We start from the raw sequence: 18,183 nt of genomic DNA on the forward strand, positions 1-18,183 counted from the left end.
TCTCCGGGTCGCCCGGCTTTGGCGGATTCGGCCAGAGCGGGGCGGAACGGCCTGCGCGTAGCCTGTCCGTGTGCTGCGGCGGACCACCACCATCTCCGACATCGACTCGCCGGCGGGGCTGGCGGAGCTGCTCGACCACCACGACTACCTGCCCGACGAAGGGCTCACGACGGCGGCCTATCTCGCGCTCAAGATGGGGCGGCCGCTGTTCCTGGAGGGCGAGGCGGGCGTCGGCAAGACCGAGCTGGCCAAGACGCTGGCGGCGATCCTCGGCGCGCCGCTCATCAGGCTGCAGTGCCACGAGGGCCTGGACGCGGCCCAGGCCATGTACGACTGGGACTTCCCCCGCCAGCTTCTCCACCTCAAGGCGGCCGAGGCGGAGGGGAGCGCCGACGTGGCCGCGCTGGAGGGCGAGATCTACGACCGGCGGTTCCTGATCGCCCGGCCGCTGCTGCGGGCCCTGGAGACGCAGCCCAGCGTGCTGCTGGTGGACGAGATCGACCGGGCGGACGACGAGTTCGAGGCGTTCCTGCTGGAGGTGCTGTCGGACTTCACGATCTCGGTGCCGGAGATCGGGACGATCAGCGCACCGACCCCGCCCGTCGTCGTCCTGACCTCGAACCGGACCCGCGAGGTGCACGACGCGCTCAAACGGCGCTGCCTCTACCACTGGCTTGAGCACCCGGGTTTCGACCGGGAGGTGGCCATCGTTCGGCGCCGCCTGCCCGGCTGCGCCGAACGGCTCGCGGCGGACGTGGCGCGGGCCGCCGGGCGGATGCGCGCGGCCGGCCTGCTCAAGCCGCCCGGCGTCGCGGAGACGCTCGACTGGGCGGAGGCCCTGCTCACGCTCGGCGCGGCGGAGCTCGACCCGGCCCTGGCCGCCGCCACGCTCGGCGCCCTGCTCAAGCACCGTGAGGACCAGGAGACGGTGCACGCGGGAGGGCTGCTCCACGCGGACGGCGGACGTGACTGACCCCGGCGCCCGCCGCCCCGCCGAGCGCACGCCCGGACCGCGGAGTTCCGAAGCGCGGACTTCCGAAGCGCGGGGGGCCGGACCACGGCGGGCGGGCGACGCCGAGCGGATCACGGGCGGGCTGGTCGGATTCGCCCGGACGCTGCGGGCGGCCGGAGTGCCGGCCGACCCTCAGCGCACGCAGAACTTCCTGGCGGCACTCGCCCACCTCGACGCCGCCGTGGCACGGGACGTCTACTGGGCGGGCCGCCTCACCCTGTGCGCGGGCCCCGACGACCTGCCCCGGTACGACCGCTGCTTCGCCGCCTACTTCTCCGCCTCCCTCCGGCCGGCCCGCCGCGTCCGCGGAACGGCCGTATCGGTGACCCGGCCGGTGGCGGCGCCGTACGGCACCGGCGACCCGCGGACCACCGGCGAGCCGGGGGCGCCGCCGGCCACGGCGAGCGAGATCGAGGTGCTGCGGCACCGGGACGTGGCGCGGATGAGCGAGGCGGAGCGGCGGGAGGTCCACCGCCTGCTCGCGCTGCTGCGCGGCACGAGACAGACGCGCAGGTCGCGGCGGTACCGTCCGTCGCCCCACGGTCCGGCGTACGACAGACGGCGCACGATCAGGGAGATCCTGCGCGACGGCGGGGAGCCGGCCCGGCCGCGCCGCCGCGCCCGCCGGCGCCGGCCGCACCGGGTCGTCCTGGTCGTCGACGTCAGCGGTTCGATGGCCGCCTACGCCGACACCCTGCTGCGGTTCGCGCACGCGATGGTGCGGGCGGAGCCCCGGGCGACCGAGGTGTTCAGCGCGGGGACGCGCCTGACGAGGATCACCGGCGCGCTGCGCCACCACGATCCCGGCCTCGCCATGGACGAGTGCTCGGCCGCCATCCCGGACTGGAGCGGCGGCACCAGGCTGGGCGAGGAGGTGCGGGCCCTGCTGCGGCTGCCCGACCCCCGGGGGGCGATCGTCGTGATCGCCTCCGACGGCTGGGAACGCGGACCGGCCGACCTCCTCGGCGCGCAGATGGCCCGGCTCTCGCGGCTCGCCCGCCGGGTGGTGTGGGTCAACCCGCACAAGGGCGACCCCGCCTACCGTCCGCTGACCGCGGGCATCCGCGCGGCGCTGCCGTACGTCACGGACTTCCTGGCCGGGCACAGCCTGGCCGCGTTCGAGGACCTGGCCGCGCTGCTGGCCGGCCGGCGCGCGGATCCGCGCGGGGCCGTACGGAGGGGAGGGGCCGATGCGTGATCTGCTCGACCAGGTGCTGGAGTGGTGGGAGTCGGGGCGGCGGTTCGGGCTCGCCACCGTCGTCGGCACGTTCCGCAGCGCGCCGCGCCCGCCGGGGGCGGCGATGGCCGTGCTCGACGGCGAGGCGGCCGGCAGCGTGTCGGGCGGCTGCGTCGAGGGAGCGGTGTACGAGCTCGCCACACGGGTCGCCGAGGACGGGACGCCGGTGCTGGAGCGGTACGGCGTGAGCGACGACGACGCGTTCGCGGTCGGGCTGACCTGCGGCGGGATCATCGACGTGTTCGTGGAGCCGGTGTCGCGGCGCGACTACCCGGAGCTGGGGGAGATCGCCGCGGCCGTCGCGACGCGGCGGCCGGTCGCGGTGGCCACGATCATCGGCGGTCCCGGCCGGGTGGGCGCCCGCCGCGTGGTGTGGCCGGACCGGGCGACGGGCTCGCTCGGCTCCGCCCGGCTCGACGACGCGGTGGACGACGACGCGCGCGGCATGCTGGCGCAGGGCCTGACGGGCGTGCGGCGGTACGGCCCGGACGGCGAGCGGCGGCTGGACGACCTGCCGGTGTTCGTGCTCTCCTTCGCGCCGCCACCGCGCATGCTGGTCTTCGGCGCCATCGACTTCGCCGCGGCCGTCGCGCGGATCGGCCGCTTCCTCGGCTACCACGTGGTGGTGTGCGACGCGCGGCCGGTCTTCGCGACCGCCAAGCGGTTCCCCGAGGCCGACGAGGTCGTGGTGGCCTGGCCGCACGACTACCTGACCACCACCGAGGTCGACGGGCGCACCGTGATCTGCGTGCTCACCCACGACCCTAAGTTCGACGTGCCGCTGCTGGAGGCGGCGCTGCGCACCCCGGCGGCGTACGTGGGGGCGATGGGGTCGCGGCGCACCCACGAGGACCGGCTGGCGCGGCTGCGCGAGGCCGGGCTGTCGGAGGAGGAACTGTCCCGGCTGCGCTCGCCCATCGGGCTCGATCTCGGGGCGCGCACGCCCGAGGAGACCGCCGTGTCGATCGCGGCGGAGCTGATCCGGCTCCGCTGGGGCGGCAGCGGCAGGCCGCTCACCGAGACCTCCGGTCGCATCCACGGCGAGCGGTGACGTGACGGACGAGGAGGTCGTCGCCGGGCTGCTGCTGGCGGCCGGGGGCGGCAGCAGGTTCGGCGGGCCCAAGGCCCTGGTGGAGTTCGAGGGGGAGCGCCTCGCCGGGCGAGGCGTCCGGCTGCTCACTGAGGGCGGGTGCCGGCCCGTCCTGGTCGTGGTCGGTGCCGCCGAGGCCGCAGTCGAGGCCGAACTCAAGGGCATGGCCAAGGGCGCGACCGAGGATGCGGAGGTCGGCGCGGTCGTCGTGCGGAACCCCCTGTGGGAGACGGGCATGGGCTCGTCGCTGCGGGCCGGGCTGCGCGCGCTTCCGCCGTCCGCCGCCGCGGTGGTGATCGCCCTCGCCGACCAGCCCCTCGTACGGCCCGAGGCGGTGCGCCGGCTGGTCGCGGCGTTCCGGGACGGCGCCCGGGTCGCCGTCGCCGCGTACGGAGGCGTGCCGCGCAACCCCGTACTGATCGCCCGCGAGCACTTCGCGGAGGTCGAGGCGCTCGCCGTGGGCGACGTGGGCGCCCGTCCCTTCCTGCGCGCCCATCCCGGACTCGTCACGGCCGTGGCCTGCGACGACGCGGGCGACCCGGCGGACGTGGACACCCCGGACGACCTGCGGCGACTCCGGGGAGCCAACGGGGGAGATCGCCGGTGAGGCCACCGGTAAGGCCACGGGGGAGACCGCAGTCGAGACCCTCGGCCGGACGATTTGCCCGAATCGGCGCCGTTTGCCGGGCCGACCATTATGATCATGAGGAATCATCCGGCCGAGCGGGAGCGTGTCATGACGGAGCAGGCGCCCGGTGGGTTCGACGTCACGCGGCCCAACGTCGCCCGGATGTACGACTACTACCTGGGCGGCAAGAACCACCTGCCCGCCGACCGGGCGGCGGCCGAGCGGATCATCGAACTGTCGCAGGGCCACGTGCGGGAGGCCGTACAGGAGAACCGCGCCTTCCTCGGCCGGGCCGTGCGCTTCCTGGCCCGCGAGCGTGGCATCCGCGCGTTCCTCGACCTCGGCGCGGGGCTGCCGACCCAGGGCAACGTCCACGAGATCGCCCTCGACGTCTCGCCCGACGTGCGGGTGACGTACGTGGACAACGACCCGGTGGTGGCGGCGCACGCGCGGGCGCTGCTCGAAGGCGATCCCCGGGTGCGCTTCGCGCTGGCCGACCTGCGGCGGCCGGAGGAGGTCGTCGCCGCGGCGCAGGCGAACGGCTTCGCCCTCGACCGGCCCGTGGCGCTGCTGCTGGTGTCGTGTCTCCACTTCGTGCGCGACGAGGAGGACCCGGAGGGGCTCATGGCCGCCTACCGCGAGTTGCTCCCCTCGGGCAGCCACGTCGTGATCTCGCATGTCAGCTCCGATCCCCTTCCGGATGAGATGGCCGCGATGGGCAGTGTGTACAGCAGGGCCAACGCGCCGTTCGAGGCCCGGCCCGCCACGCAGATCGCCAGGTTCTTCGACGGGTTCGACCTGGTGGAACCCGGGGTCGTCGAGTTGAACCGGTGGCGGCCCGAGCCCGACGCGCTGCCCTTGCGCGGGGTGGCCCTGCCGGTGCTCGGCGGTGTCGCCCTCCGCCCCTGAGCCGCCCCTGAGCCGCCGCCGGGCCGCCACCGGACCCCCTGTGCCGCCCCTGAGCGAGGTGGCCGCGGCCGGTCCGGGTCGTTAGCCTTGGTCACGCCGACGGAACATCATTCGGTTACTCACCGGTTTACGCGCGGAAGGACGAGGCGGATGCGGATCGGGATGGCCCTCAACTACTCAGGGGACTTCAAGGAGACGGTCGCGGAGCTGGCCGACTACGAGAGGGCCGGGCTGGACATCGTGTTCGTCGCCGAGGCGTACAGCTTCGACGCGGTCAGCCAGCTCGGCTACATCGCGGCGCGGACCGAGCGGCTGCGGATCGCCTCGGGCATCCTGCCGATCTACTCCAGAACGCCGGCCCTGCTGGCGATGACGGCCGCGGGCCTCGACTACGTCTCCGACGGGCGTTTCACCCTCGGCCTCGGCGCCTCGGGCCCGCAGGTGATCGAGGGCTTCCACGGCGTGCCGTACGACGCGCCGCTCGGCCGCACCCGCGAGATCATCGAGATCTGCCGCAAGGTCTGGCGGCGCGAGCGGCTGGAGTACGAGGGACGGCACTACACCCTTCCGCTGGAGGGCGGCACCGGCCTCGGCAAGCCGCTCAAGCTGATCAACCATCCGGTGCGCGAGCGCATCCCGATCGTCGTCGCGGCGATCGGGCCGAAGAACGTCGAGCTGGCCGCCGAGCTCGCCGAGGGCTGGGAGCCGATCTTCTTCATGCCCGAGAAGGCCGGGGAGGTGTGGGGCGCGTCGCTGGCCGCCGGGCGGGAGCGCCGGGACCCCGCGCTCGGCGAACTGGACGTGATCGCGCAGGCCGTGCTGGCGATCGGCGACGACGTCGAGGACGTGCTGGACCTGGGCCGCTCGATGGCCGCCCTCTACATCGGCGGCATGGGCGCCAAGGGCAGGAACTTCTACAACGACCTCGCCCGCCGCTACGGGTACGAGAAGGAGGCCGAGCAGATCCAGAACCTCTACCTGGAGGGCAGGAAGAAGGAGGCCGAGGCGCTGGTGCCGAGAGAACTGCTGGAACACGTCTCCCTGGTCGGCTCGGATGGCCACGTCAGGGAGCGGATCGCGGCGCTGCGCGAGGCCGGGGTCACCACGCTCAACGTCGCCCCGTTCGCGCACACCCACGAGGAGCGCGTCGGGCTCGTCGAGAAGATCAGGGACCTGGCGTCCTGACCCGCGGCCCGGTCGCCGGTCCCAGGCAGGGTACGCGCGGTCTGCGGGGATGCCCGGAGGACGGCGGTAAAGTCCGTTCGTGACCGATGTCCACAGGACCGCCGACAGGACCGCCGACAAGACTTCCGACAAGACTTCCGACAGGACCGCCGAGGAGACCCACGCCAGGCGGCGCGCACGGCTGGCCGAGGCGCTGGGGGAACACGGGGCCGGGGCGGTCCTCGTCACCTGGCCGGTCAACGTGCGTTACCTGACCGGGCTGACCAGCTCCAACGCCGCCGTGCTCGTCACCGCGGCGGGGGAGGCCGCGCTCGCCACCGACTCGCGCTACCGGGAGACGGCCGAGGCGGTGTGCGCGGGAATCGAGGTCGTCGAGGACCGCGACGTGGCGGGGGCGCTGCTCGACCGCTGCGCGGGTGCGGAGCGGGTCCTGGTGGAGGGCGACCACATGCCGGTGGGGCTGTTCCAGCGGCTCTCCGAGCGGCCGTCCGGCAGTCACCCCGGACGCCGCCCCGCCCTCACCCCGGCCGGCGGCCTGGTGGAGACCCTGCGCGCCGTCAAGGACGAGGCGGAGATCGAGGCGCTGCGCCGCGCGTGCGCGCTCACCGACGAGGCGTTCTCCCTCGTCGTGGAGCGCGTCGCCCCCGGCGTCACGGAGCGGGAGATCGCCCGGTGGCTGGAGGTCGCCATGGTCGAACTCGGCGCGGACCGGCCCGCCTTCGACTCCATCGTGGCGAGCGGCCCGAACGGCTCGATCCCGCACCACTCGCCCTCGGAGCGGCGTGTCGAGCGCGGCGACCTCGTGACGATGGACTTCGGCGCGCGGTACGGCGGCTACCACGCCGACATGACCCGCACGGTCGCGGTGGGCCCGCCCGCCGCCTGGCAGCGCGACCTGTACGACCTCGTACGGCGGGCGCAGCGCGCGGGCCGCCACGCCGTACGGCCGGGGGCGACGGCCGGCGAGGTGGACGCGGCGGCGCGCGAGGTGATCGCCGGAGCGGGCCACGCCGAACGGTTCGGCCACGGGCTGGGGCACGGGGTCGGCCTGGAGATCCACGAGCTGCCGTTCCTGGGCCCTGGCAGGACCGGTAGACTAGAGGATCGAGTTCCGATCACCGTCGAGCCGGGGGTCTATCTTCCGGGCGCGGGCGGTGTGCGCATCGAGGACACGCTGGTCACGCGTGCTGACGGGCCGGAGCTTCTCACACTGACGACCAAGGAGCTGCTCGTCCTCTAGGGCAGCCGCACGCGGGAGACGCACGTGGCGACGACGAACGACCTGAAGAACGGACTCGTGCTCAAGCTCGACGGCGGAGAGTTGTGGGCCGTTGTCGAGTTCCAGCACGTAAAGCCGGGTAAGGGCGGCGCGTTCGTCCGTACCAAGCTGAAGAACGTCATGTCCGGGAAGGTCGTCGACAAGACCTTCAACGCCGGCGTGAAGGTCGACGTGGCGAACGTCGACAAGCGGGAGATGCAGTACTCCTACCTCGACGGCGACGACTTCGTGTTCATGGACACCGAGACCTACGACATGGTCAACGTCGCGCGGTCCGTGGTGGGCACCGCCGCCAACTACATGCTGGAGAACACCACCGCGACCATCGCCTTCAACGAGGGCAACCCGCTGTACGTCGACCTCCCGGCGGCCGCCGAGCTGACGATCGCCCACACCGATCCCGGCCTGCAGGGCGACCGCTCGACCGGTGGCACCAAGCCCGCCACGCTGGAGACCGGCGCCGAGATCAAGGTCCCCCTCTTCATCACCACCGGCGAGAAGGTCAAGGTCGACACTCGCACCGGCGAGTACCTCGGTCGGGCCTGACGTGTCGGCTCGGGGGAAGGCCCGCCGCCGCGCGCTGGACGTCCTCTTCGAAGCCGAGGCCCGGCAGGTGAGCCCGCTCGACGTGCTCGCCGAGCGGGTGGAGCGGGCGGACCCGCCGGTCAACGAGTACACCTCCTTCCTCGTGGAGGGCGTGGTCCGGCACCTGGACCGCATCGACGAGCTGATCTCGACGTACGCCGAGGGCTGGACCCTGGAGCGCATGCCCGCCGTGGACCGCAACGTCCTGCGCGGCGGCACGTACGAGATGCTGTGGTCGGAGGAGGTCCCCGAGGGTGTGGTGATCAGCGAGTGGGTGCATCTGGTGGCGGAGCTGTCGACCGACGAGTCGCCGCAGTTCGTCAACGGCCTGCTGGCCCGCTTCAAGCAGCTCAAGCCCTCGCTGTCGCTCTGAGCCGGGAGGAGGCCGCAAGTGCGTGACGCCACACGCCGCGCCGTCGTCTGGGAGGCGCTGCGCGCGGTCCTCGCCGAGCGGACGGCCGCCCTCGGGCGCGAGACCCTCGACATCGTGGACGCGGGCGGCGGCACCGGCGGCTTCGCCGTGCCGCTGGCCACGCTCGGCCACGTCGTGACCGTGGTCGACCCGACCCCCGACTCGCTGGCCGCCCTGGAGCGCCGCGCCGCCGAGACGGGCGTCGGGGTCAAGGGCCTGCAGGGCGACGCCGCCGACCTCGGCGACCTGCTGGAGCCCGGCAGCGCCGACCTGGTCCTGTGCCACAGCGTGCTGGAGTACGTCGAGGACCCGGCGGGCGCCCTGCGCGCCGTCGCCGGCATCCTGCGGCCGGGCGGCGTGGTGAGCGTGCTCGCCGCCAACTCGGTCGCCGCGGCCGTCCACCGCTCCCTGGCCGGGCACTTCGACGAGGCCCGCCAGGTGCTGTCGGACCCGGGGGGCCGCTGGGGCGACCGCGACCCGACGCCGCGCCGCTTCTCCCGGGAGACGCTGGCCGCGCTGCTGGGCACGGCGGGGTTCGCCGTCGGCGAGGTGCACGGCGTGCGGATCTTCGCCGACCTCGTGCCGGGCATGCTGGCCGAGAGCGACCCCGACGGCCTGGTCGCGCTGGAGCGGGCGGCGGCCACCCACCCCGTGCTGCGGGACATCGCCACCCAGATCCACGCCATCGCGTACCGCGAATAGACGCGCGAACAGACCCCGCCAACAGACGCGGGCGACCGCGGTCGGACGCGAATAGAAAAGACGTTCGGGTGGGGTGAGGTTGGTGGGGGAGCGGTCGGGTAAGGTGACGTCATGTCCCGGAACCAGCTGCTGCCCCGGGATCCGTCGCCGCCGCCGGAGGGGCCCGTCGACGACAGCGGCTGCCCGATCCTGCACGTGGACATGGACGCCTTCTTCGCGAGCGTCGAGCTGCTCGACCACCCGGAGCTCCGGGGCACCCCGGTCATCGTGGGCGCGGCGGGCGCGCGCGGGGTCGTCCTGAGCGCGACCTACGAGGCCCGCCGGTTCGGCGTCCACTCCGCGATGCCGATGACCCGCGCCCGGCGCGTCTGCCCGCAGGCGACCGTGATCCCGCCCAGCCACGGCAAGTACTCCGAGGTGTCCCGCGGCGTCATGGAGATCTTCAAGGCGATCACACCCGAGGTCGAGCCGATCGCCTCCGACGAGGCGTTCCTCGACGTGGGCGGGGCGAGGCGCAGGCTCGGCAGTCCCGCCGCGATCGCCCGGATGATCCGCACCCAGGTCGCCGAGCAGTACGGCATCACCTGCTCGGTGGGCGTGGCGAGCACGAAGTTCGTGGCCAAGCTCGCCTCACGGCAGTGCAAGCCGGACGGCCTGCTCGTGGTCCCGGCCGGCAAGGTGGTGGAGTTCCTGCACCCGCTGCCGGTCGCCGCCCTGTGGGGGGTGGGCGAGCGCACCGAGCAGGCCCTCGTACGGCTCGGCATCCGGACCGTGGGCGACCTGGCCCAGGTGCCGGTGGCGACGCTCCGGCGTGAGCTCGGCGTCGCCGGCACGCACCTGGCGGCCCTCGCCTGGGGGCGCGACGAACGCCGGGTGGTGCCGCACGCGCCCGACAAGAGCATCGGCAACGAGGAGACGTTCCCGCACGACGTCGACGACCCCGAGACGATCAGGCGTGAGCTGCTCCGGCTGTCGGAGCGGGTCGCCGCGCGGCTGCGCGCCGCCGGGCACGTCGGCCGCACCGTCAGCGTCAAACTCCGCCGCTCGGACTTCACCACCATCACCCGGTCGCGTACGCTGCGCGAGGCCACGGACGTCGCGAAGGAGATCTACGACACATCATGCGAGCTCTACGAGGCGGCAGGACTGGAACGGGTGCGACTGCGGCTGGTCGGGGTGCGCGTGGAGAACCTCGGCCCGGCCGCTGCGGCGACCCGCCAGCTCGGCCTGGGCGAACGGGAGACGGGCTGGCGGGAGGCGGAGCAGGCCATGGACCGGGCCGCCCGCCGCTTCGGCCCGGACGCGGTGAAGCCGGCGTCGCTTGTTCGTCGTCCATTTGGTCCAATAGGTCCATGACGTCGCCTCCGGTTTGGACCGCGTTGGTCGTTTTCTTTCGCCTACGTCTGAGGCCTCGTATTCTGGGGATAACCGACCGCGAGGTTCGGACACCCCGCGTCGTCCGTTGCCGTCTTCCCCTGAATGGGGCCGTCCTTGGGAGGCGCCGTGCCGCTGTCTGAGCACGAGCAGCGCTTGCTCGACCAGATCGAGCAGGCCCTCTACGCCGAGGACCCGAAGTGGGCGAACACCGTACGGATCAGTGATCCGCGCAGCCACTACAAGCGCCGCCTGGTGAAGGCCTCCATAGGCTTCGCACTCGGCGTGGTCCTGCTGATGGTCGGCGTCGTCGCGGCATTGATCTGGCTCGGTGCCGCCGGCTTCGTGGTCATGCTGGCCACCTGTCTTTGGGGCCTGTCGAGCTGGAAACGCATGAACGGGTTCGGTGACTCCCCGTCGTCCCGCACCCGAGGCCGCCGCCCCCAGCGCCGCAGCTTCATGGAGCGCATGGAGGAGCGCTGGCGCCGCCGTCACGACGAGCACTGATCCCCGTGCTCGCGCACACGATCTGAACCACCCCCGGTGGGCCCGCTGTGCGGGCCCACCGTCTCTTGTGCCCGGCCTCTTGTGCCCGGCCTCTTCTTCCGGCCTCGAATCGCCCTCGGATCGGCCTCGCCGCTCAGCGGCGGGTGCCGGTGAGGGTCGGCTCCCGCGCGGGCTCGCCGTCGTCCCCGGTGGCCGGCCGGCGGAACGGCCCGTCCGGGCCGCCCGAACGCGTCCCGGCCTGCCGTGCCCCGTCCTGCCGTGCCCCGGTCAGCCGCGTCCTGCTCAACCGTGTCCTGTTCAATCTGGGCGCCAGGTTCTCCATCCGGTCGAACACGTCGAGCGCGCCCTCGCCGAACGCCCGCACCCGCAGCAGCGTGGACATCGGAGCCAGCGCGGCCCCCAGCCTCCGCCACCGCGACAGGTGCGCGGCCAGCCCGCGCCTGATCCGGTGCAGGTCCGCGGGGACCGGTCCGGACGCCGGGGGCGCCGGCGCGTACCGCAGCCGCTCCTCGGCCGTGACGACGCGGGCGAGCGACTCGGCGGCCCGCCGGTCCAGCGCGTACCTCTCACCGATCCGGCGGCCGAGCGCGCGCGGCGTCTCGCCCGGCTCCCCGGCCATGCCGAAGTCGATCAGCGTGTCGCGCAGCTCCGCCCACGCCGCGTGCGGCCCGCCGGACGGACGGGCCAGCCGGCGGTTCCGGCCGCGCCGCACCAGCAGGCGCGCCGCGGCGGGCAGCAACAGCAGCACCAGGGCGCCCGCGGCCCCGAGGCCGACCTTGACGCTCGTGGGCGTGCCCGGGTCGGCGGCGACGGCCGCGCCCTGCGGCTCGCGGTCGAGCTGGCGGGGGTTCGGCCGGGACGGGCCGCCGACGCCGGTCGTGTCCTCGTCATCGTCCGACTGTCCCGCCGAGGGACCGGCCGAGGGCTCGGCCTCCGGTGTGACAGGGCGGGTGTACTCCGGCACCTCGGCGGTGCCCTGCCCGCCGACGCCGGCCGGGGTGGGCTCGAACCGCAGCCAGCCGACGCCGTCGAAGTACAGCTCCGGCCAGGCGTGGGCGTCGTGCGTGCGGACCGTCCACTTACCGTCGATCTTGCTGCCGCCCGTGTAGCCGATCGACACCCGGGCCGGGATTCCGGCCATCCGGGCCATCGCGGCCATCGCCCCGGCGAACTGCTCGCAGTAGCCCGTGCGGTCGCGCAGCACGAAGCGCGACAGCGCCTCGGCCCCCGACCCCGACGCGCGGAGGCTGTAGGTGAAGCCGCCCTTCCGGGTGAACCACTCCTGGAGCCTGACCGCCTTCTCGTACGGCGTGGCGGCCCCGGCGGTGACCCGGCGGGCGAGGGCGTTCACCCGCGGGTCGAGCCCTTCCGGCAGCCGCAGGAAGGGCTCGCTCTCCGGCGGCGTCACCGCCGACCTCAGCGCCCCGGCACCGGGGTCGGGCTCGTCGGCGACGACCTGGTAGTCCAGCCCCGCCACCTCGTCGCGGGTGGAGAAGACCATGAGCGACCCGCGGTCGGCCCGCCAGTCGCCGTCGGCGTCGACCTGCCGGGCCGGGTACGGCAGGGGCAGGAAGTGGAGCCGGTCGAGGTCCTCGCTGATCGTGACCCGCATCGTGGCCCGCTTCACCGGCACCCCGGGGCCGAGGCCGGGCACGGGCGGCAGCGGCCCCTCCGACACCCGGTCCTCCGGGCGTCCCCGCAGCGGGCTGAAGGTCCACTTGGCGCCGTCGAAGACGTCGAGCGCGTAGATCCGCAGATAGTGCGGCTTGTCGTCGCTGCTGGTGTAGCTGAGGACGGTGGCGTTGCGGTCCTGCCTGAGCTGGCCGCCGAGCTTGGCGATGGCGTCGGGGATGCCGATGTTGCCGCCGCTCCCGCCCAGGCCGTTGCCCACGCCGAAACCGAACAGCGGGTCGGGGGACAGCGCCGGCAGGATCGCGGGCACCAGCACCGCGAACACGATGGCCGTCACGCCGATGCGCTTGCCCGACAGGGCCAGCCGCTCGGTGTCCGGCGCGACCCCGGACGCGGGGCCGGAGCGGCGGACCACCACGGCCCGGCCCCAGCCCTTCAGCCGCTCCCGGCCGTCGGCGACGAGCAGGCCGACGTATCCGAACGCCGCGACGACGAACGCCGGCCACCCGATCGGCTCGGGGAGCACGGCGGCCGGCACGGTGAACAGGGCGAGCATCGGCAGCCCGGCCAGCGCGGCCCGGCGCAGCCGCACCGCGAACACGTCCACCACCAGGGCGATCAGCGCCACGCCCGACGTGGTGAGCAGGGTGATGCCGGGGTTGGCGGGCACCGGGGCGGCGTAGCGCTGGATGTCGTCGAAACCCTCCCCGAGGAGCGCGACGAGCCCGGCGAGCGAGTCGCGGGTGGGGATCACCCGGAGGAACGCCTCCTGCGCGGTGAAGGCGGCCGTCAGGTAGACGAGCACCGCGACGGGCGCCACCGCGGGCGCCACCCAGGGACGGGCGCCCAGGCGCGAGGCCACCGTCCCGGTGGCGGCGACGACCAGGATGACCCCCATGCAGGACCAGAACCACGCGCCGCCCTCGAAGAGCGGATAGAGCGTGATCGTGACCGCCGCCGTGGCGAGCCCCGCCGTGATCGGCAGTTTCAAGGGTTCCACCTCTTCTCCGGGCAGCCCGGCCGGCTCAGGCCGCGCTCCTGCTGTTTCCGGCCTCGGGCCACACGGTCGCGAGCGAGGCGCCGGCGGGCAGGTCGAGCACCCGCCAGCCGGCCCCGGTCAGCACCGATCGGGCGGCCTGCGCGTGCTCGCCGCCGGAGCCGTCCCAGCCGGCCAGATCGAGCAGCACCGCCACGGCGGTCACGCCCGGGTGCCGGAGCCGCGCGAGGGCGTGGGCCTCCTCGGGGTCGAGCGCGCCGAGGACCGCGATGATCAGGCCTTCCCCGCCGCCCTGACGCAGCGCGCCGACGCCGTGCTCCAGGGACCGCGCCGAGCTCTGCCGGACGACCGCGAGCGTGTCGAGCAGCGACCACGACTGGCCGGTGTCCACCGTCTGCCGCGCGCCCTGGTCGGTGACCAGGCGCAGGGCGAGTCCCTCGGCGGACAGGTGGACCCCGATGGACGCGGCGGCGGAGACCGCCACCTCGAACGACGAGCGCGGCCCCTCGCCCCGGTGGGCGTACCTGCGGGTGTCGAGCAGCAGCGCGCCGCGGCTCTGCCACTCCTGCTCCTCGCGCCTGACCATCAGCTCGCCGCGCCGCGCCGTCGACCGCCAGTGGACCCGGCGCAGGTCGTCCCCCTGGCGATACTCACGTGGCGCCACGTCGTCGTCGCCCGCCGCCGCGACCGACCGCGTACGGCTGTCGCCCCCGCCGGTGTGGTCGCCCGACAGGCGTACCTGCGGCAGCGGCACCACCTCGGGGGTGACCACGAGCGTGTCGGTGACGGTGAACGAGCGGGTCAGCTCCACCAGCCCGAACGGGTCGGCGATCCGCACGGACAGCGGCCCGATCGGGAAACGCCCGCGCAGGTCCGAGCCGACCTTGTAGTCGATCTCCCGGACGCCGCGCGGCTCCATGCGGTCCAGGACGAACCTCGGCCGGGTGCCCAGCGCGTACTGCACGGTGTCCTCCACCAGCAGCAGCCCGGTGGGCAACCGCGTGACGTTCTCCAGCCGCAGGGTGACCGTGCTCTCCTCGCCGGCCTGCACCCGCGCCGGGCCGAGCCGGCGGGTGCAGGACAGGCGGTAGCGGGTGCGCGTCACGACCAGCGACGCGATCAACGGCATCGCGATGATCAGTACGGCCACGCGCAGCAGGTCCTGCTCGCCCAGGACGAGGGCGCACACCAGGGCCGCCACGCCGGAGGCGAGGAACGACCGTCCCCGCGATGTCAGAGCCTTCAGGCCGGGCATCAGCCCTCCGTCACTTTCTCGTCAGTGCGCGTCCGGGACGGGGACGCGCCGCAGCAGCTCGTCGACGAACTGCTCCGGCCGGCGGCGCTGCCCCTGCGCCTCGAGGCTGGGCAGGAGGCGGTGCGCCAGCACGGGAACGGCCAGATCCTGAAGGTCGTCGGGAATCACGTAGTCGCGGCCGGACAGCGCCGCGTGGGCCCGCGCGCTGCGCACCAGATGGAGGGTGGCCCGCGGGGACGCGCCCAGCCGCAGGTCGGCGGAGCTCCGGGTGGCCGCGACCATGTCGACGGCGTAGCGCTTGACCGGCTGGGAGACGTAGACGGCGCGGACGGCCCGGATCAGCGCGGCCACCTCGGCCGTGGTCGCCACCGGCTCCATCTTGTCCAGCGGCTGGGAGGCGCCGTGCACGTCGAGCATCTCCAGCTCGGCGGCCGGCTCGGGGTAGCCCATGGCGATCTTGGCGGTGAACCGGTCGCGCTGCGCCTCGGGGAGGGGGTAGGTGCCCTCCATCTCGATGGGGTTCTGCGTCGCGATGACCATGAACGGCGACTCCAGCGTGTAGGTGACGCCGTCGACCGTCACCTGGTGCTCCTCCATGCACTCCAGCAGCGCCGACTGCGTCTTGGGGGAGGCGCGGTTGATCTCGTCGCCGACGACGATGTTCGCGAACACCGGGCCCGGCTTGAACTCGAACTCCCGCGTCTGCTGGTTGTACGCGCTGACCCCGGTGATGTCGCTCGGCAGCAGGTCGGGCGTGAACTGCACGCGCTTGACCGGGCAGTCGATGGAGCGGGCCAGGGCCTTGGCGAGCATGGTCTTGCCGACGCCGGGCACGTCCTCGATCAGCAGGTGGCCCTCCGCCAGGAGCACGGTGAGAGTCAGGCGGACGACGTCGCTCTTGCCCTCGATCACGGATTCGATCGCGTTGCGGATCCGATGGGCGGTGTCCACCAGATCCTCAAGCGGGGCTGCCGCGTCGGTGACGTCGGGTGTTACAGCCACCAGGCCTCCATGAGGGTGCGTCCCCGAGAATGGGGCGTTAAACGTTCCTTTTCCATTCTGTGTACCGACCTTATGTCCCCTGTGGTTCGCGGGCGACTTTGTCCAGAAATCAGGGTGAAGTGCGCGTAGAGTCCTGACCTTTCGCGGTCACGTACCGCGACCGGCCGAATCCCGGGACGCGACCCCGGCCGCTCCACTTCCCCCCACCCGCTTTCCCGCCCCTTCCCCCACCGGGCCGCGCGCCCGGCCGGAACCCCCTGCGCGTCAAGGGTCCCGCCGTGGGCCGACACGCCCGCACGCGGGCGGGGGGCGGCGCGGCGCCCCACTCCGACCCACCCCATTTCACCTGCGAAAACGCCGCCGATTTCGAATGCGGACACGGCCGGAATCAGTTGACGGTGGGGAGAAGTGGAGTATGGTGGTGCGCAGTGGAGGGCAGAGGCTACAGAGCTGAGCGCTCCGCAAGGCACAGGAGGTGGGTCCGGTGTTTCTCGGCACCCACCACCCGCGCCTCGACGACAAAGGACGGCTGTTCCTGCCGGCGAAGTATCGCGAGGAGCTGGCGGAGGGTCTGGTGATCACCAAAGGCCAGGAGCGCTGCCTCTACGTCTTCCCCGTAGAGGAGTTCCAGCGCATCACCGAGGCCCTGCGCACCGCACCGGTGACGGCCAAGGCGGTCCGCGACTACAGCCGTGTCTTCTTCGCCAGCGCGTCCGACGAGATGCCGGACAAGCAGGGGCGCATCACGATTCCCCAGACGCTCAGGCGGTACGCCGGGCTGGAACGCGACTGCGTCGTCATCGGCGCCAACACGCGTCTGGAGATCTGGGACGCCCAGGCGTGGGACACCTACCTGGATGCCCAGGAGCAGGCATTCTCCGATCTGTCGGAGGAGGTGCTGCCCGGGATCCTGTAGCTCGATTCCCTTTCTCGTTCGATCAGAAGACCCGTCGGTGACGTTCGGCGAGGTCTCCACCCGCTCCCAGATGGCAGCTGATGCACCTTCCCCGGTGTCAGACGCCACGGCAGGCGACGCGGATGGGGACCTGGCCGGGCGGGTCGGTTCCCCTGAAGGAACCGGCATGGGTGGGGATCCGTTGGGTAGTCACCGGCGGCACAGCCGCGAATCCGCGAGTACAGCGGCGTAATGGGGGTTGGAAGCGTTGTCGTACGAGCCCGGTCAGCCGGGTGGTCACGTTCCGGTCATGCTCGATCGCGTGCTGGAGTTGCTCGCTCCGGCGCTCACCGGACCGGAGCCGGTGGCCGTGGACGCCAACCTCGGTCTCGGCGGGCATGCCGAGGCGCTTCTCGCCGCCCACCCCTCCCTCCACCTCGTCGGAATCGACCGCGACCCCACCGCCATCGCGCGCTCCACCGCACGGCTCGCGCCGTACGCGGACCGGATCACCCTGGTGCGCGCCGTCTCCGACGAACTGGCCGACGTGCTCCATGACGCCGGACGGCCCCGCATCGACGCCGCGCTGTTCGACCTCGGCGTGTCCTCCCCTCAGCTCGACGAGGCCGAGCGCGGTTTCGCCTACTCCTACGACGCCCCCCTCGACATGCGGATGGACCGCGACCAGGAGCTCACCGCCGAGCGCGTGGTGAACACCTACCCGGTCGCGGACCTGATCCGCATCCTGCGCGACTACGGCGAGGAGCGCTTCGCGGCACGCGTGGCGAACCTCCTCGTCAAGGAGCGTGCCAAGGACCCCATCACCAGCACGAAACGGCTCGCCGACCTCGTACGCGCGGCGATACCCGCCGCGACGAGGCGGACCGGGGGCAACCCGGCCAAGAGAACGTTCCAGGCGCTGCGCATCGAGGTGAACGGAGAGCTGACCGCGCTGGAGCGCGCGCTCCCGGCCGCGCTCGGCGCGCTCGCACTGGGCGGGCGCGTTGTCGTGCTCGCCTACCACTCCCTGGAGGACCGGCTCACCAAGCGGGTCCTCGCGGCGCGAACCAAGGACACCAGCCCTCCGGGGCTGCCGGTCCCGTTGGAGGCGCACCAGCCTCGGTTCCGCCTTCTGACGAGGGGAGCGGAGCTCCCGGACGACGAAGAGGTGGCCCGCAACCCGCGGGCGGCCTCGGCCCGCTTGCGGGCGGCAGAGAGGATCCGCGAGGGATGAGGACAGAGCAGGAGAGCAGGAGGGCGGCCGGACGCGTGGCCGCGCCGTCCCGCGTACCCGGCCGGGTGCCGGGCCAGGCCGCCGGATCGGCGGGCGAGACCGTCGCGACTCCCGACAGGCCCCTCGGCGGCGCGCGCCGCCGGCGTGAGGACGCCCAGCCGCGCCGGGCCCGGCCCGCCGCCGCGAGCGACGCACTCCCGCGCGAGGCCGTCCCGGCTCCCCGCGGCGGCGCGACCGGACGCGGCCGC

General features: G+C 73.4%; 18 protein-coding genes. 15 read left to right on the plus strand and 3 right to left on the minus strand.

Annotation, left to right across the window (positions count from 1 at the left end; genetic code table 11):
• The first annotated feature begins 70 nt into the window (after positions 1 to 70).
• From HHX37_RS32720 to HHX37_RS32775, 12 genes are all read left to right on the plus strand, one after another.
• The gene (locus HHX37_RS32720) at positions 71 to 973 is read left to right on the plus strand and encodes an AAA family ATPase (RefSeq protein ID WP_182887866.1); all 903 of its coding nucleotides are present in this window, start codon (positions 71 to 73) and stop codon (positions 971 to 973) included.
• Positions 966 to 2,210, plus strand: a complete 1,245-nt coding sequence (locus HHX37_RS32725; RefSeq protein WP_310740645.1) for a vWA domain-containing protein — start codon at positions 966 to 968, stop codon at positions 2,208 to 2,210. Before HHX37_RS32720 ends, HHX37_RS32725 begins: the two co-directional genes overlap by 8 nt.
• Positions 2,203 to 3,300 (plus strand): XdhC family protein, encoded by a 1,098-nt coding sequence (locus HHX37_RS32730; RefSeq protein WP_182887867.1) that lies wholly within the window; start codon positions 2,203 to 2,205, stop codon positions 3,298 to 3,300. Before HHX37_RS32725 ends, HHX37_RS32730 begins: the two co-directional genes overlap by 8 nt.
• Before the next feature lies 1 nt (position 3,301).
• On the plus strand, positions 3,302 to 3,946 hold the full coding sequence (locus HHX37_RS32735; RefSeq protein ID WP_182887868.1) for a nucleotidyltransferase family protein: 645 nt from the start codon (positions 3,302 to 3,304) through the stop codon (positions 3,944 to 3,946).
• Positions 3,947 to 4,042: 96 nt separating this feature from the next.
• Positions 4,043 to 4,876, plus strand: coding sequence for an SAM-dependent methyltransferase (locus HHX37_RS32740; protein ID WP_259402620.1), 834 nt, complete (start codon positions 4,043 to 4,045; stop codon positions 4,874 to 4,876).
• 150 nt (positions 4,877 to 5,026) lie between these two features.
• Positions 5,027 to 6,061 (plus strand): LLM class F420-dependent oxidoreductase, encoded by a 1,035-nt coding sequence (locus HHX37_RS32745; RefSeq protein ID WP_182887869.1) that lies wholly within the window; start codon positions 5,027 to 5,029, stop codon positions 6,059 to 6,061.
• Between the two features lie 181 nt (positions 6,062 to 6,242).
• Positions 6,243 to 7,301, plus strand: a complete 1,059-nt coding sequence (locus HHX37_RS32750; RefSeq protein WP_220503340.1) for a M24 family metallopeptidase — start codon at positions 6,243 to 6,245, stop codon at positions 7,299 to 7,301.
• Positions 7,302 to 7,325: 24 nt separating this feature from the next.
• Positions 7,326 to 7,886 (plus strand): elongation factor P, encoded by a 561-nt coding sequence (gene efp / locus HHX37_RS32755; RefSeq protein ID WP_117409754.1) that lies wholly within the window; start codon positions 7,326 to 7,328, stop codon positions 7,884 to 7,886.
• Position 7,887: 1 nt separating this feature from the next.
• The gene (nusB, locus tag HHX37_RS32760) at positions 7,888 to 8,298 is read left to right on the plus strand and encodes a transcription antitermination factor NusB (protein ID WP_117409753.1); all 411 of its coding nucleotides are present in this window, start codon (positions 7,888 to 7,890) and stop codon (positions 8,296 to 8,298) included.
• Between the two features lie 18 nt (positions 8,299 to 8,316).
• Entirely contained in the window at positions 8,317 to 9,039 is a 723-nt protein-coding gene (locus tag HHX37_RS32765) for a methyltransferase domain-containing protein (RefSeq protein ID WP_182875714.1), read from the plus strand.
• A 111-nt stretch (positions 9,040 to 9,150) separates the two neighbouring features.
• Positions 9,151 to 10,395 (plus strand): DNA polymerase IV, encoded by a 1,245-nt coding sequence (locus HHX37_RS32770; RefSeq protein WP_117409751.1) that lies wholly within the window; start codon positions 9,151 to 9,153, stop codon positions 10,393 to 10,395.
• 147 nt (positions 10,396 to 10,542) lie between these two features.
• Complete coding sequence (locus HHX37_RS32775; protein ID WP_117409750.1) at positions 10,543 to 10,920, plus strand: DUF3040 domain-containing protein; 378 nt, start codon at positions 10,543 to 10,545, stop codon at positions 10,918 to 10,920.
• A 133-nt stretch (positions 10,921 to 11,053) separates the two neighbouring features.
• Here HHX37_RS32775 and HHX37_RS32780 read toward each other — a convergent pair whose 3' ends face one another.
• The 3 genes from HHX37_RS32780 to HHX37_RS32790 are packed head-to-tail and all read right to left on the minus strand — an operon-like array spanning position 11,054 to position 15,806.
• Positions 11,054 to 13,543 carry a DUF3488 and transglutaminase-like domain-containing protein gene (locus HHX37_RS32780; RefSeq protein ID WP_182887871.1) on the minus strand — a complete coding sequence of 830 codons (2,490 nt, stop codon included), beginning with the start codon at positions 13,541 to 13,543 and terminating at the stop codon, positions 11,054 to 11,056.
• Positions 13,544 to 13,577: 34 nt separating this feature from the next.
• Positions 13,578 to 14,804 (minus strand): DUF58 domain-containing protein, encoded by a 1,227-nt coding sequence (locus HHX37_RS32785; RefSeq protein WP_182875711.1) that lies wholly within the window; start codon positions 14,802 to 14,804, stop codon positions 13,578 to 13,580.
• A 21-nt stretch (positions 14,805 to 14,825) separates the two neighbouring features.
• The gene (locus tag HHX37_RS32790; RefSeq protein WP_182887872.1) at positions 14,826 to 15,806 is read right to left on the minus strand and encodes an AAA family ATPase; all 981 of its coding nucleotides are present in this window, start codon (positions 15,804 to 15,806) and stop codon (positions 14,826 to 14,828) included.
• Between the two features lie 484 nt (positions 15,807 to 16,290).
• Between HHX37_RS32790 and mraZ the strand changes: the two genes are divergently transcribed.
• The 3 genes from mraZ to HHX37_RS32805 all read left to right on the plus strand — a co-directional run.
• Entirely contained in the window at positions 16,291 to 16,722 is a 432-nt protein-coding gene (gene mraZ / locus HHX37_RS32795; RefSeq protein WP_117409747.1) for a division/cell wall cluster transcriptional repressor MraZ, read from the plus strand.
• A 289-nt stretch (positions 16,723 to 17,011) separates the two neighbouring features.
• Positions 17,012 to 17,935: a 16S rRNA (cytosine(1402)-N(4))-methyltransferase RsmH gene (gene rsmH, locus HHX37_RS32800; protein WP_182887873.1), complete on the plus strand. Its 924-nt coding sequence runs from the start codon at positions 17,012 to 17,014 to the stop codon at positions 17,933 to 17,935.
• The coding region (locus tag HHX37_RS32805; RefSeq protein WP_220503326.1) for a hypothetical protein at positions 17,932 to 18,183 on the plus strand (252 nt) is incomplete at its 3' end. The genes rsmH and HHX37_RS32805, both read left to right, overlap by 4 nt.

It is taken from the genome of Microbispora sp. H10885 (assembly GCF_014161415.1).
GTDB lineage: Bacteria > Actinomycetota > Actinomycetes > Streptosporangiales > Streptosporangiaceae > Microbispora > Microbispora triticiradicis.

Coding starts and splice junctions, on each gene's coding strand:
- HHX37_RS32785 (WP_182875711.1), bottom strand. CDS start 14,804: ATGCCCGGCCTGAAGGCTCTGACATCGCGGGGACGGTCGTTCCTCGCC.
- HHX37_RS32730 (WP_182887867.1), top strand. CDS start 2,203: ATGCGTGATCTGCTCGACCAGGTGCTGGAGTGGTGGGAGTCGGGGCGG.
- rsmH (WP_182887873.1), top strand. CDS start 17,012: ATGCTCGATCGCGTGCTGGAGTTGCTCGCTCCGGCGCTCACCGGACCG.
- HHX37_RS32745 (WP_182887869.1), top strand. CDS start 5,027: ATGCGGATCGGGATGGCCCTCAACTACTCAGGGGACTTCAAGGAGACG.
- HHX37_RS32740 (WP_259402620.1), top strand. CDS start 4,043: ATGAGGAATCATCCGGCCGAGCGGGAGCGTGTCATGACGGAGCAGGCG.
- HHX37_RS32770 (WP_117409751.1), top strand. CDS start 9,151: ATGTCCCGGAACCAGCTGCTGCCCCGGGATCCGTCGCCGCCGCCGGAG.